This window comes from Microbacterium tenebrionis (genome assembly GCF_020682665.1).
GTDB classification, from domain to species: Bacteria; Actinomycetota; Actinomycetes; order Actinomycetales; family Microbacteriaceae; genus Microbacterium; species Microbacterium tenebrionis.
In genome coordinates, this window is the sequence record NZ_JAGTTM010000006.1 from 37,855 (window position 1) to 51,253 (window position 13,399).

Consider the following 13,399-nt stretch of genomic DNA (forward strand, 5'->3'; position numbering starts at 1 on the left):
AACGAAGGACGAACATGACCCGCATCGCAGATTCCGGACACTCCGTCGCCATCGTCGGCGCCACCGGCCAGGTGGGCACCGTGATGCGCGAGATCCTCGCGGAGCGCTCCTTCCCGATCCGTGAGCTGCGGCTGTTCTCGTCGTCGCGGTCTGCCGGCACGGCGATCGACTTCGGCGGCGTCTCTGTCACCGTCGAAGACGTCGAGACCGCTGACCCCGCGGGCATCGAGATCGCCCTGTTCTCGGCCGGCGCGACCGCGAGCCGTGCGTACGCCGACCGCTTCGCCGCAGCCGGCGCCGTCGTGATCGACAACTCCAGCGCGTGGCGCAACGACCCCGAGGTGCCTCTCGTTGTCAGCGAGGTCAACCCGCACGCCATCGACGAGCGTCCGCGTGGCATCATCGCGAATCCGAACTGCACGACGATGGCCGCGATGCCGGTGCTTAAGCCCCTGGCCGAGGCGGCAGGCCTCGAGCGGCTCATCGTCTCCACCTACCAGGCCGTGTCGGGCTCGGGTCTCGCCGGCGCGCAGGAGCTGCTCGGTCAGGTCGAGGGCGTCCTCGCCCAGGGCGACACGCTGCGGCTCGTGCACGACGGCTCTGCCGTCGACTTCCCCCAGCCCGAGAAGTACGTCGCGCCGATCGCCTTCGACGTCATCCCGTTCGCGGGGAGCCTCGTCGACGACGGCGACAACGAGACCGACGAGGAGAAGAAGCTCCGGCACGAAAGCCGCAAGATCCTCGAGCTGCCCGACCTCCGCGTCGCGGGCACCTGCGTGCGCGTGCCGGTCTTCACCGGGCACTCGCTGTCGATCCACGCCGAGTTCCGCGACGACATCACCCCCGACCGCGCTCGGGAGATCCTGGCATCCGCCCCGGGCGTCGTTCTCGAAGAGGTGCCGACCCCGCTCCAGGCCGCAGGCAACGACCCGAGCTACGTCGGCCGCATCCGCGCCGACCAGTCCGCACCCGAGAACAAGGGGCTCGTGCTGTTCATCAGCAACGACAACCTGCGCAAGGGAGCGGCGCTGAACGCCGTGCAGATCGCCGAGCTCGTCGCCGAGCGCCTCGCGTCCTGACCCCCGCCGCGGGCGAACTAGGATGGACGGGTGACTGAATCCGTCGACGTCGTCCTCATCGGTGGTGGCATCATGAGCGCCACCCTCGGCACTCTGCTGCACGAACTCCAGCCGGACTGGAAGATCGTCGCCTTCGAGCGACTGAGCGATGTGGCCCAGGAGAGCTCGAACCCGTGGAACAACGCGGGCACCGGCCACGCGGCCCTCTGCGAGCTGAACTACATGCCGCAGAACGGCGACGGGCCGCTCGACCCGGCCAAGGCGATCTCGATCAACGAGCAGTTCCAGCAGAGCAGGCAGTTCTGGTCGTCTCTGGTCGAGAAGGGCGTGCTCGACGCGCCGTCGAGCTTCATCAACGCCACCCCGCACATGACCTTCGTGCGCGGTGAGAAGGACGTCGCCTACCTCAAGGACCGCTACGAGGTCCTCAAGGAGCAGCCCCTCTTCGAGGGCATCGAGTTCAGCGAGGACTCCCGCGTCATCAACCAGTGGGCGCCGCTGCTCATGCAGAAGCGCCGCAAGGGCGAGCCGTTCGCAGCGACGCGCGTGCCCGCGGGCACCGACGTCGACTTCGGCGCTCTCACCAAGCAGCTCTTCGACCACCTGTCGGACTCCGGCGTCGACGTGCGCACGAACCACGAGGTCCGCTCGCTGAAGAAGCAGAAGGACGGCAGCTGGACCCTGAAGTACCGCAACAGCCTCGGGCGCACCCCCGGCCGCATCAACGCGAAGTTCGTCTTCGTCGGCGCCGGCGGCTGGGCCCTGAAGCTGCTGCAGCGCTCCGGCATCCCCGAGATCAAGGGCTACGGCGTCTTCCCGATCGGCGGGCAGTTCCTCAAGACGACGAACCCGGCCGTCGTCTCGCAGCACAAGGCCAAGGTCTACTCGCAGGCATCCGTCGGGGCCCCACCGATGTCGGTTCCGCACCTGGACACCCGTGTGGTCGACGGCGAGGCGTCGCTGCTGTTCGGACCGTTCGCGACGTTCAGCCCGAAGTTCCTCAAGAACGGCTCGATGCTCGACCTCGTCACGCAGGTGCGCACCCACAACCTGTGGCCGATGCTGCGCGTCGCGTTCGCGAACCCCGACCTCATCACGTACCTCCTCGGCGAGCTCGTCAAGACGCACCGCAAGAAGGTCGACAGTCTGCGCGTGTTCATGCCTACGGCGAAGGACGAGGACTGGACGCTCATCCAGGCCGGTCAGCGCGCGCAGGTCATGAAGAAGGACCCGAAGAAGGGCGGCATCCTGCAGTTCGGCACCGAGGTCGTCTCGGCCGCCGATGGCTCGATCGCCGGACTCCTGGGTGCGTCCCCCGGCGCGTCCACGGCGGTGCCGATCATGCTCCAGCTGCTCAAGAGCTGCTTCCCCGAGCAGTACGAGGGCTGGGAGCCGACGCTGCGTGAGCTCATCCCGACGTACGGCCACACGCTCAACGACGACCCGGCGGCAGCCGAGAAGTCGATGGCGGCGACGGCCGACGTCCTGGCCCTCTCGAAGTGATTCCGCGCCGTGGCGAAGCTGTACTTCCGCTACGGGGCGATGAACTCCGGCAAGTCCACGGCGCTGCTGCAGGTCGCGTACAACTATGAGGAGCGCGGTCAGCACGTGCTGCTGGCCAAGCCCGAGATCGACACCAAAGGCGCATCGCAGATCGAGAGCCGACTCGGCGTCACGCGCGAGGTCGACTTCCTGATCCCCGCGGGCGGCGACGCTCGTGCGCTGTTCCGGGACGAACGCGAGCGGATGCTGCGGCGCAGCGCCGAGGGACTCATTCCCGCAGACCCCGTCGACGTCGCGTGCCTGCTCGTCGACGAGGCGCAGTTCCTGTCCGCGCAGCAGGTCGACGATCTGTTCCGGATCGCTGTCGAGGACGGCATCCCCGTCATGGCGTACGGGATCCGCAACGACTTCCTCACCCACGCGTTCCCGGGCTCCGCGCGGCTGCTCGCGATCGCGCACTCGCTGGAGGAGATGAAGACGATCTGCCGGTGCGGCCGCAAGGCCGTCTTCAATGGCCGCGTCGTCGGCGGCCGCTTCGTCTTCGACGGCGACCAGGTCGCGATCGACGAGGCCGCCGGCGGGGGAGCGGCACCCGACGTGGTCACCTACGAGTCGCTGTGCGGCAACTGCTACCTCGAGGAGTCCGGCGGCCGCCTCGGCTGAGCGCCCTTGCGTGGTCTGACCACACGGGCTACGCTGTGGTCAGACCACAGGAGGATGCTCATGGCAGAACGCGCCTGGCAGACCGTGCTCGAGCACATCGAGCGGGACCTGCTCGAGGGTCGTCTCGGTCCGGGCGACCGTCTGCCGTCCGAACGCGAGCTCGCCGCTGATCTCGGCGTCGGGCGCTCGAGCGTCCGTGAGGCGCTGCGGGTGCTCGAGGTCATGGGCCTCATCCGCACCGCGACGGGCTCAGGGCCCTCCTCCGGCGCGATCGTGATCGCGACGCCCTCCGGGGGCATGTCGGCGCTGCTGCGCCTGCAGGTGGCCGCACAGGGCTTCCCGCTGGCCGATGTCGTGCAGACCAGGCTCGTGCTCGAGGACGCGGTCGCCGCGTCCCTCGCCTCCGCAGACGTGCGCGACACCGCCGATGCGCACCGCATCCTCGACGCCATGGATGCCGACGGACTCGCCGCAGGGGAGTTCCTCGCACTCGATGCGCAGCTGCACCTCGCGCTCGCCGAATCGGCCGGCAACGCGGTGATCGCGTCCATGATGGCGGGGCTGCGCACGGCCGTCGAATCGTACGTCCTCGCCGGATCCGAGCTGATCGACGACTGGGATGCGATGGCCGATCGTCTGCGCGCGGAGCACCGCGCGATCGTCGCCGCCGTCGACGCGGGCGATGCGGATGCTGCGCGCACCCGCATCCACGACCACATCACCGGCTACTACACCGCCACCGGGCTCACCCCCGCCGGCACCGACTGAGAGGAACGCCATGGTCCAGCGCCAGTTGCCCAATCCCGCCGAGCTCCTCGAACTCATGAAGTTCAAGAAGCCAGAGCTCGACGGCCGGAAGCGCCGACTCGACGCCGCGCTGACGATCGGCGATCTGCGGGCGATCGCCAAGCGCCGCACGCCCAAGGCCGCGTTCGACTACACCGACGGCTCTGCCGAGGGTGAGATCTCGCTCGCCCGCGCCCGTCAGGCGTTCGAGGACGTCGAGTTCCACCCCGGCATCCTCAAGCCGGCGCCCGACGTCGACACCTCCGTCGAGATCCTCGGAGGCCCGAGCGCACTGCCTTTCGGGATCGCGCCGACCGGGTTCACACGTCTCATGCAGACCGAGGGCGAGGTCGCTGGCGCCGGAGCGGCCGCGGCCGCCGGCATCCCGTTCACCCTCTCCACGCTCGGCACGACCTCGATCGAGGGTGTGAAGGCGGCCAATCCCGAAGGCCGTAACTGGTTCCAGCTGTACGTCATGCGCGACCGCGAGATCTCCTACGAGCTCACGCGCCGGGCCGCCGCCGCCGGATTCGACACCCTGCACTTCACGGTGGACACCCCGGTCGCAGGAGCCCGCCTGCGCGACAAGCGCAACGGGTTCAGCATCCCGCCCCAGTTGACGCTCGGGACGATCATCAACGCGATCCCGCGCCCCTGGTGGTGGTTCGACTTCCTCACCACGCCCAAGCTCGAGTTCGCCTCGCTCAGCACCACGGGCGGCACGGTCGGAGAGCTGCTGGATGCCGCGATGGACCCGACGATCAGCTACGACGACCTGGCCGTGATCCGCGACCTCTGGCCCGGGAAGATCGTCATCAAGGGGGTGCAGACGGTCGAAGACGCCGTGCGCCTGCGCGATGTGGGCGTCGACGGCATCGTGCTGTCCAACCACGGCGGGCGTCAGCTCGACCGGGCTCCCGTCCCGTTCCACCTGCTGCCGTCCGTCCGCACCGCGGTCGGTGACGACTTCACCGTGATGATCGACACCGGCATCATGAACGGCGCCGACATCGTGGCATCCGTCGCGCTCGGCGCCGACTTCACCCTCATCGGCCGCGCCTACCTCTACGGCCTCATGGCCGGCGGGCGGCAGGGCGTCGATCGGGCGATCGCGATCCTGCGCACCGAGATCGAGCGGACCATGCGTCTGCTCGGGGTCTCGTCGCTCGCCGAGCTCGAGCCGCGGCACGTGACGCAGCTGCAGCGCCTGGTGCCGGTCGCGCGGGATGCCGCGGAGGCCTTCGCGCGGTAACAGACCTCTCGTCAGCGACGAGACCTCTCCGTATTCACGTGGTTACGGAGAGGTCTCGTCGCTACGGAGAGGTCTGTGATCGCGGCGTGGTGACCGACGTCATCGCGGCGCGGCGACCGTGAGCGTCGGGAGCAGGGCGTCGAGCTCGTCCGCCGTGTGCTGCCAATCGTCGACCGCCACAGAGGGCACACCGAGCGCGAGCACGGGGTAGTCGTTGCCGCCCTCGTCGAGACGGTCGCCGTAGAAGAGCATGTCTTCGAGCGGGATACCGGTGTTCTCGGCGAGTGCGGTCATGCCGTACGCCTTGTCGATGCCCGCTCTCGTGATGTCGATCGACGTCGAGCCACCGGCGCGCACCTCGAGCCCGGGAAGGCGGGCGGCGACCGCGTCACGCAGCCGCAGGCGCTTCTCGCCCGAGGGGTCCCAGGCGTGCTTGGCCTGGCCCGGCGCCTGCTGCCCGAGCGCGGAGAATGTGATCTGCGAACCGCGGTCCTCGAGGATCGCGCCCCACGGGTCCGGCTCCCACAGCCCGAGCCGCTCAGCCTCTTCGCGCAGCGCCAGCAGGGCCGCCGCCTTCTCGTCATCCGACAGGTCGTGCGCGTAGACGGCGACGAAGTCCGAGCCGTCGTGGCGCAGGTAGCGTGTACCGCACGTCGGGAGCAGATGCAGGCGCGCGAGCTCGGACGCAGCGGCATCCCCGAGATGGGCGATGACCTGGGAGCGGAACTGCGTCTCGTTGCCGCCCGAGATGATGGCGACGTCCACGACGCGCAGGAGCGCGCGCAGCTGCGCGGCGATGCGCGGGTCGATCGCACTCTTGGACGGTGCGAGCGTGTCGTCGAGGTCGAAGGCGACCAGGCGCGGGGCTGTCGGGCGAGAGGCAGTCATGATGTCTCCAGGATACGGAAGAAGGCCGCCCCTGGAGGGCGGCCTTCCTGCAACGTCGGGGTGACAGGATTTGAACCTGCGGCCTCTTCGTCCCGAACGAAGCGCGCTACCAAGCTGCGCCACACCCCGTTGCAACCGTTCGAGTCTACAGGGAAATATCTGCAGCGCCGAATCGGGGGCCGTGCCGTGATCAGGCGGGCGTGTCCCGTGCGGTCAGGGTCAGCAGCGTCGCCTCCGGGCGGCACGCGAACCGCACCGGGGCGTAGATCGAGTGACCGATGCCGGCGCTGACGTTCAGCGGGATGCTGCGCCCGCCGTGCGTCCACGCGCTGAGGCCCTTCGCCTGCTTCAGGGGGATGTCGCAGTTCGCGACCAGGGTGCCGTAGAACGGCAGGCACACCTGGCCGCCGTGGGTGTGGCCGCCGAAGATCGCCTGCGCGCCGAGGTCGGTGAACCGGTTCAGCACCCGCTGGTACGGGGCGTGCGTGACGCCGAGCAGGGGAGTGGCGGCATCCCGCTCGCCGAGTCGTGCGATGGCGCCGGGGAGCGCATCGAGATCGTCCCACTCGCGGTGCGCGTCGCTCACGCCGAAGAAGTCGAGACGCCGACCGCCCAGCTGCACGCTCGCGGCGGTGTTGTTGAGGTCTGCCCACCCGAGCTCGTCGCTGAGGAAGGCATCGAGAGCGGACGTGTCGAGGTGCTCGGGGGCGACGTGGGTCTTCGACGGACCGGCGAAGTACAGCAGCGGATTCTTCGGGGTCGGCCCGTGCACGTCGTTGGAGCCGTGGACGAACACACCGGGTACCCCGGCGAATGGCTCGAACGCGCGGCGCAGACCTGCGAGTCCGTCGCGGTGGCCGAGGTTGTCGCCGGTGTTGACGATCAGGTCGGGCTCGAGGTCTGCCAACGATGCCAGCCACTGCTGCTTGCGGCGCTGCCACGGTGCCATGTGCGCATCGGAGATGTGCAGCACGCGCAGCGGAGCGGAACCGGGCGGGAGCGCCGCGGCCGTGGCCTCGCGGACCGTGAACAGATAGCGTTCGATGCCGATGCCCCACACGGCGCACGCGACGCCGACGGCCCCCACCGCGCCGAGCGCGGTGAGGGCCGGATGGGCCGGCCTACGGCTCAATCGTTCCCCGCGCACCGCACCGACAGGGTGGACCCGGGGGGCGCGTCCCCGCTCGCGGGGTTCTGCGCGGCCACATCGTCACCGTTCTTGCAGCCGTTGGCATCCACTGAGAAACCGGCATCCTCGATCGCCTTCTTCGCCTGCGCGAACTTCGACCCGACCACGTTCGGCACCGCGGCGGCCTTCGGCGTGCCGCTGCTCGGCGAGATAGTCACTGTCGTGCCAGTGGTGACGCGGCCCGCCCCGGGGCTCTGCTCGGCGATGAGGTCCTTGGCGACGTCACTGTCGACGGCCGCGCCGACAGTCACGGAGAAGCCCGCGTTCCTCAGCGTGTTCGTCGCCTCTTCGATCGACATGCCCACGACGCTGGGCAGGTTCACGTAGATCTGACGGGTGAGGTTCTTGTCCGGCTGCGGGAATGCGTCGCCGCCGCCGAGAGCCTGGTTCGCGGCGCTCTGCATGTCGCGGGCGACGAGGTAGCGGATGTTCTCCAGCAGGTTGCCGTTGTACATGTAGCCCCACATGTTCGCGTCGCCCTGGGTGCGGCCGACGAAGACGGCGGTGGTCGCCTTCGTGCTGGACTCGATCATCATCGTGGTGATCTTGTTGTGCGATCCGGTCTTGCCGATCACGGGCGTGCCGTCCCACGGGTTCGCCTGCGTACCGGTTCCCCCGGAGGCCATGACGCCCTGGAGAGCGTAGGCCGCGGTGGCCGCGACCTCGGGAGTGATCACCTGTGAGCAGTCCGCCTGCGGGACGTCGAGCTCCTCACCCTTCTGGTTGACGATCTTGTCGACAGCACGGGGAGCGCAGTAGACGCCCTTGTTCGCGACCGTGGCGTACGCGCCGGCCATCGCGAGAGGGGAGATGAACTTCGACCCCAGTACCGAAGCGAACGGCCCGTTCTCCTTCTCGTACGTCTTCGACCCGTCCTTAGCGATCGTCACTCCCATGCGGTCGGCGACTTTGTTGATCTCGCAGAGATCGAGCTTCGCCGCCATCGCGAAGTAGCCGGAGTTCAGCGAGTTGCGCGTGAACACCATCGGTGTGCCCCGATAGCCCGGAGCATCCCGGAAGTTCCCGACGCTCTTCGTGTCGAATCGCCCGCCCTCGCCGGTGCACGAGTCGGTCATCGTCAGCACCTGGTTGTTCCCGTTGACATTCTCGTTGACCGAGTGCCCCTTCTCGAGCCAGTCGATCAGCGTGAACAGCTTGTACGCCGACCCCACCGGGAAACCGCCTGACCCGCCGTGCGCGTTGTCGGAGGCGTATACGAGGCTCGAATAGGCCTGGTCGTCCGTGTTGGTCTCACGGAATTCGGTGTTCTGCGTCATCGCCAGCACGCGGCCGGTCGCGGGCTCGACGGTGACGCCCGCGGCACCGAAGTACTGGTTATCGAAGTTCGGCGGAACGCGGTCCTTGAGCGCCGCGACGGCGGGATCCTGGATCCGCAGATCGAGCGACGTGTAGATCTGCAGCCCGTCGCGCTGCAGTGCGCGCGTGCGCTCCGCACGGCTGTCGCCGAGGGTGTCATCCTCGAGGAGGAGCGACTTGACGTACTGGCAGAAGTAGGCATTGTTGCCGGCCGCGCCGCAGCCTTGCGTGGGGGCGTTGATGTTCGGAACGATGTCGGACGCGTCGGCTTCATCGAACTGCGCCTGAGTGATCTTGCCGTCGGCCAGCATGCGGGTCAGCACGTAATGACGGCGATCCTTGGTCAGCGACCAGCCGTCCGCCTCGCCGTTGACGGCCTCGCCGGCGTCGTTGGTCGTCGTGCCGTCCTTGAGGTCGATGCGGAAGGTGTTCGGGTTCTGCACGATGCCGGCGAGCGTCGCGGCCTGGGCCACGGTGAGACTGGCGGCGCTGGTGTTGAAGTAGTAGCTCGCCGCGGCCTCGATGCCGTAGACCGTGCCGCCGAAGCTCGCGATGTTGAGGTACCCGAGCAGGATCTCGTTCTTCGAGTAGTCCTTCTCGATCTGGATGGCGTAGCGCATCTCCTGCAGCTTGCGCTCGATGCCATCCGTTCCCGTAGCGTTCGTGGCATCCAACCAGCACTGCGCGGTCTCGTCCTCGTACTTCTGCTGGGCATCTTCCCCGTCGCCGAGGAGGACGCCCTGTTCGCACTGCTGCACGAGGACGTTCTTGACGTACTGCTGACTGATCGTCGAGGCGCCGCGCGAAGACGTTCCACGAAGGTTGTCGATCACGGCCTTCGCCGTCGCGCCGATGTTGACGCCGCCGTGCTCGTAGTAGCTCTTGTCCTCGCTGGAGAGGATCGCGTCGTACATGACGGGGCTGATCTGGTCGAACTCGACCTGCTGGCGGTTCTGATCGAAGAAGGATGCAAGCTCGACGGGGTTGCCGTCGGCGCCGGTCGCGTAGACGGTGCTCGGCTCCATCGGCTCGTCCGGCTTCAGGTAGGACGGCAGATTCTCGAACAGATCGAGGGCGCTCGAGCCGGCGGCGCCGGCCACCGCGAGAGCCGGAGTGACCGTGGCTGTGATCAGGATGCCGGCGACGGCGCTCAAGCCGACGAGGCCGAGCAGACCGCCGAGCACGCCTGATGCCGTGCGATTCTTCTGGGGCATACGCTTGATGGTAGGGGAGTTCCCTGAATAACCGCCCTTGACGCACGGATGCCGGGCGTCACCGACGCCAGGAGTGCCATGACAACGTGGGAGTACCTCACCACCCCGCTGCTGATCCACAACACCGCCGCGATCCTCAACAACTGGGGTAAGCAGGGGTGGGAGCTCGTTCAGGTCGTCCAGGGCCCTGAAGGCGGGCTCGTCGCCTACTTCAAGCGCCCGGTGACCGCAGACGGCTCGAACACCGCCGGTCTCGCCGCGGCGGAGCAGGCCGCCCGCCAGTTCGACGGAGGTGTCGCATGAGCGTCGCCGCACGCCTCGCAGAACTCGGGATCGAGCTGCCGGAGGTCGCGCCTCCTGTCGCTTCCTATGTCCCCGCCGTCGTGCACGGCGGTCTCGTCTACACCTCCGGTCAGCTCCCGTTCGCTTCGGGTGAGTTGCCGGCGACGGGCAAGGTCGGTGCAGAGGTGCCCGCAGAGGATGCCAAGGGCTATGCCCGCACCTGCGCCCTGAACGCGCTCGCCGCGGCGGCGTCCGCAGCCGGAGGCTTGGAGAAGATCGGCGGCGTGCTGCGCGTCGGCGGGTTCGTGGCATCCGCCCCGTCGTTCACCGGGCAACCGGGCGTCATCAACGGAGCGAGCGAGGTGCTCGGCGAGATCTTCGGCGACGCGGGACGCCATGCTCGTGCCGCCGTCGGCGTCGCCGTGCTGCCCCTCGACACCCCCGTCGAGGTCGAGGTGACCTTCACGCTGGCGTGACGCTGCGCCGCTGAATCGTCAAGGCCGCGCCGAGACAGCGTCGAACCGACGCAGTCTCGGCGCGGCCTTGCAGTCTCGTGGCTACTTCACCTGGCGCCGGCGGCCTCCGTCCGTGTCACCTCATCAGACGCGCGCCCGGCGTCGCGTCCGGAGCGATGAGCCGATCAGCGCGCCCGCTCCGAGCACGAGCAGTGCTGGCCCGACCCAGAGCGCCGGGCTCAACTCGCCTCCGGTCGCGGCGAGTTCATTGCGCTGCACGGTCACCGCGGCAACGACGGTGAGGCCGATGTCGTCGAAGCTGAGGATGAGGTGGTGCTCCCCGTCCGTGACGCCGGTGAGGTTGAAGCTGCCGGTGATGGCGGCGCTGTCCCACTGGACAGTGCCGAGCGATACCGGGGTCGATCGCATGTTGCCGATGATCGACGACCGCGAACCCTGCATCTTCGTCAGGAATGAGGACATCAGGTCGAACGCTTCACTGCGCTTGTCGGTCAAGCCGGCCAGTCGCAGCACATCCATCTGCTGAGCGTTCGTGACGGCGTCGAGTTCGAAGCGCAGCGTTGCGACGAGGTCGGCAGCGGCCGTTCTCACCTCGGTGGAGTCCGACGTCGCCGAAAGGAGAACGTGCGACTCCTCGGCCGGGCGTGCGGCCGCGATCGCAGTGGCCAGCGACTCATCAGTCGGCCCGGCGACGTATGCGTTCAGGGCCGTGATGGCCGCGTTGAGCGTGACCACGCGGGCGTTGCGTTTCTGCACATCTGCGACCTGAGAGGAAAGCTGCTGGTCGAGCAGCTTGACGCGCTGATCCTGGACGGCGTGCAGAGCCCCTTCGAGATCGAACGCGGTGAGCGAGATTTCGTTCACGGTCACACCCGGCAGCCTGGAGACCACCGGCGACAGCAGCTGGGACGCGGCGGCCGCCTCGTTCGTAGACGGCCGCTCCGCGAGGCCGAGCGCCTGTCCCGAGCCGTTGAGGAGAGGGAATGTGACATTCGGTGTGGCCGCCGCGGCCGCGAGCAGGTCGGCAAGCTCGGGCTCCGAGATGCCGCTGAAAGCGCCGGTGAGGCCGACATCGTCCGGGCGCTGGAAGACCGCGATGTAGGCCTGCTGTACCGGGTCGGTGGTGGGGGTGGGTGTCGGTGTCGGGGTGTCTGTGGGGGTGGGTGTCGGGGTGTCTGTGGGGGTGGGTGTCGGGGTGTCTGTGGGGGTGGGTGTCGGTGTCGGGGTGTCTGTGGGGGTGGGTGTCGGTGTCGGGGTATCGGTGGCTGTAGGTGAGGGGGTCGGTGCCGCGGTATCCGAGATGAGCGCGAAGGAGCGGGTCACATCGACGAGGCTGGGACTCTCTTCGCCTCGGGGAAGCGCGAAGGCGGGATTGTCCGACGGCTGCGCATCCGCGAGCGTGAATCCCGTGGCCGGCTCGAAGCGGATGCTGTAATCGTCGGTGGAGGTCGTCGGCAATGAGCCTGATCGGAATGTGCCGTCTGCGGCGACGGCGACGCGCTGCACTGCCGTGCCGCCACTGAGGATGGTGACGCTCGCGCCCGAGAGGTCGGCGAGAGGGGAGGCATCCGATGTCGCGGTCACCGCGCCGCTGATCTCACCGAAGGAGCCCTCCAGCGGGAGGGTGACGGGATCTCCCAGCGTGGGGTTGAACTCCCTCCTCACCGCGGGTTCGAGGAGGTCGCCGACAGCGCCGGGCCAGGATGCCTCGGCGATGAAGCTGGTGTCCGTCGCGGGTATGCGCACCGACACGGTTCCGTCTGCCGAGGTGGTGCCGGTGGCGATGACCTGGTCGAGCTCGCCGGTGGAGAGCACGGTCACCGTCGCGCCGCCGAGCGGAGCGGATGCCGTCCCGTCGGAGAGAGTCGTCGTGATGAGTATGTGGCCTGCTTCGGACTCCGCGGCGCTGGCGATCGCGGGCAGCCCCACCAAGACAAGGCCGGTGGCTACGGACAGCACACCTGCGGTGCGTAGCGGGGAGAGCAGATTCCGACGTCGTCGTGCCGCGGTGTGGGCCATGGTGATCCCTTCTGATGGTTCATGGCTAAGTATGGACTCAGTCCAAACTTTTACGCAACCCAGGAATATTGACCTAGTCTGGGATGAAGGGAGAGGAGGGGCGGCGATGACGGAAGGGCTCCGCGAGAAGAAGATGCGCGTCGCGCGTCGGGCCATGGAGGAGGCCGCAGTCGGAATCGCCTATGAGGAAGGCGTTCACGCTGTGACGGTCGACCGCATCTGCGAAGAGGCGATGGTGTCGCGCAGCACGTTCTTCAACTACTTCCCCTCGCTCGAGCATGCGATCTTCGGATCCGCTCTGGTCTACGACCCTGTGCTCACCGAGCGCATTTTGAGCGCGCACCGAGACGACCTCGTGATCGCCGCCTCGCGGATCGTGATGGAGACCGTCCGCGGGCAGGGTGGCGACGAACTCCTGCGCAAGCGGTTCGCACTTTTTGCCCGAGAGCCGGGCACGACGACGACGGTGTCGTGGGCGGCCGGGACGAGTCGCGCCGGACTGCAGGACGTGATCCAGAACTGGCTGGATGCGCATCCGGCATCGGCTCGCCTGACGGACGCCGATCACGCCACCGAGGCGCGGATGATCGTGAACTTCTCCATCACACTCGGCGACGAGGTTATGCGGCTGGTGGGTGAGGACGGCGGGGACTTCCCGTTCGACCCCGCCGTGTTTCGCACGGTGCGCGAGCGGATGAGGGCGCTGAGCGTACCCGCACGGTGAACCCCCG

At 68.2% G+C, this 13,399-nt stretch carries 12 protein-coding genes and 1 tRNA gene; 8 read left to right on the forward strand and 5 right to left on the reverse strand.

What is annotated here, in order from left to right:
* Positions 1 to 14 precede the first annotated feature (14 nt).
* Genes KEC56_RS12570 through KEC56_RS12590 form a run of 5 tightly spaced genes read left to right on the forward strand, consistent with a single transcriptional unit; the run spans position 15 to position 5,283 of the window.
* The gene (locus KEC56_RS12570; protein ID WP_227531213.1) at positions 15 to 1,079 is read left to right on the forward strand and encodes an aspartate-semialdehyde dehydrogenase; all 1,065 of its coding nucleotides are present in this window, start codon (positions 15 to 17) and stop codon (positions 1,077 to 1,079) included.
* Positions 1,080 to 1,109: 30 nt separating this feature from the next.
* On the forward strand, positions 1,110 to 2,582 hold the full coding sequence (locus tag KEC56_RS12575) for a malate:quinone oxidoreductase (RefSeq protein WP_227531214.1): 1,473 nt from the start codon (positions 1,110 to 1,112) through the stop codon (positions 2,580 to 2,582).
* Between the two features lie 9 nt (positions 2,583 to 2,591).
* A complete protein-coding gene (locus KEC56_RS12580; protein WP_227531215.1) occupies positions 2,592 to 3,245 on the forward strand; it encodes a thymidine kinase in 654 nt (217 codons plus the stop codon).
* A gap of 60 nt (positions 3,246 to 3,305) precedes the next feature.
* Positions 3,306 to 4,013, forward strand: a complete 708-nt coding sequence (locus KEC56_RS12585; protein WP_227531216.1) for a FadR/GntR family transcriptional regulator — start codon at positions 3,306 to 3,308, stop codon at positions 4,011 to 4,013.
* Positions 4,014 to 4,023: 10 nt separating this feature from the next.
* On the forward strand, positions 4,024 to 5,283 hold the full coding sequence (locus KEC56_RS12590) for an alpha-hydroxy acid oxidase (RefSeq protein ID WP_227531217.1): 1,260 nt from the start codon (positions 4,024 to 4,026) through the stop codon (positions 5,281 to 5,283).
* Between the two features lie 99 nt (positions 5,284 to 5,382).
* On the opposite strand, the gene KEC56_RS12595 is transcribed toward KEC56_RS12590, so the two are convergent.
* The 4 genes from KEC56_RS12595 to KEC56_RS12610 all read right to left on the reverse strand — a co-directional run bounded on the left by KEC56_RS12595 (position 5,383) and on the right by KEC56_RS12610 (position 9,891).
* Positions 5,383 to 6,171: an HAD-IIB family hydrolase gene (locus KEC56_RS12595; RefSeq protein WP_227531218.1), complete on the reverse strand. Its 789-nt coding sequence runs from the start codon at positions 6,169 to 6,171 to the stop codon at positions 5,383 to 5,385.
* Positions 6,172 to 6,226: 55 nt separating this feature from the next.
* A tRNA-Pro gene (locus KEC56_RS12600) sits at positions 6,227 to 6,300 on the reverse strand.
* 61 nt (positions 6,301 to 6,361) lie between these two features.
* The gene (locus KEC56_RS12605) at positions 6,362 to 7,303 is read right to left on the reverse strand and encodes a metallophosphoesterase (protein WP_227531219.1); all 942 of its coding nucleotides are present in this window, start codon (positions 7,301 to 7,303) and stop codon (positions 6,362 to 6,364) included.
* Positions 7,300 to 9,891 carry a transglycosylase domain-containing protein gene (locus KEC56_RS12610; RefSeq protein WP_227531220.1) on the reverse strand — a complete coding sequence of 864 codons (2,592 nt, stop codon included), beginning with the start codon at positions 9,889 to 9,891 and terminating at the stop codon, positions 7,300 to 7,302. Before KEC56_RS12610 ends, KEC56_RS12605 begins: the two co-directional genes overlap by 4 nt.
* A 78-nt stretch (positions 9,892 to 9,969) precedes the next feature.
* Here KEC56_RS12610 and sp36 point away from each other — a divergent pair, with 78 nt between their 5' ends.
* The gene (gene sp36, locus KEC56_RS12615) at positions 9,970 to 10,194 is read left to right on the forward strand and encodes a Sp36 family protein (protein ID WP_175985361.1); all 225 of its coding nucleotides are present in this window, start codon (positions 9,970 to 9,972) and stop codon (positions 10,192 to 10,194) included.
* Positions 10,191 to 10,649: a RidA family protein gene (locus tag KEC56_RS12620; protein ID WP_227531221.1), complete on the forward strand. Its 459-nt coding sequence runs from the start codon at positions 10,191 to 10,193 to the stop codon at positions 10,647 to 10,649. The genes sp36 and KEC56_RS12620 overlap by 4 nt, the downstream gene beginning before the upstream one ends.
* Before the next feature lie 123 nt (positions 10,650 to 10,772).
* Here the strand turns inward: KEC56_RS12620 and KEC56_RS12625 are convergent, their stop codons facing one another.
* Positions 10,773 to 12,668: a hypothetical protein gene (locus KEC56_RS12625; protein ID WP_227531222.1), complete on the reverse strand. Its 1,896-nt coding sequence runs from the start codon at positions 12,666 to 12,668 to the stop codon at positions 10,773 to 10,775.
* A gap of 106 nt (positions 12,669 to 12,774) precedes the next feature.
* On the opposite strand from KEC56_RS12625, the gene KEC56_RS12630 reads away from it, so the two are divergent.
* Positions 12,775 to 13,392 (forward strand): TetR family transcriptional regulator, encoded by a 618-nt coding sequence (locus KEC56_RS12630; RefSeq protein WP_227531223.1) that lies wholly within the window; start codon positions 12,775 to 12,777, stop codon positions 13,390 to 13,392.
* The last annotated feature ends 7 nt before the right edge of the window (positions 13,393 to 13,399 follow it).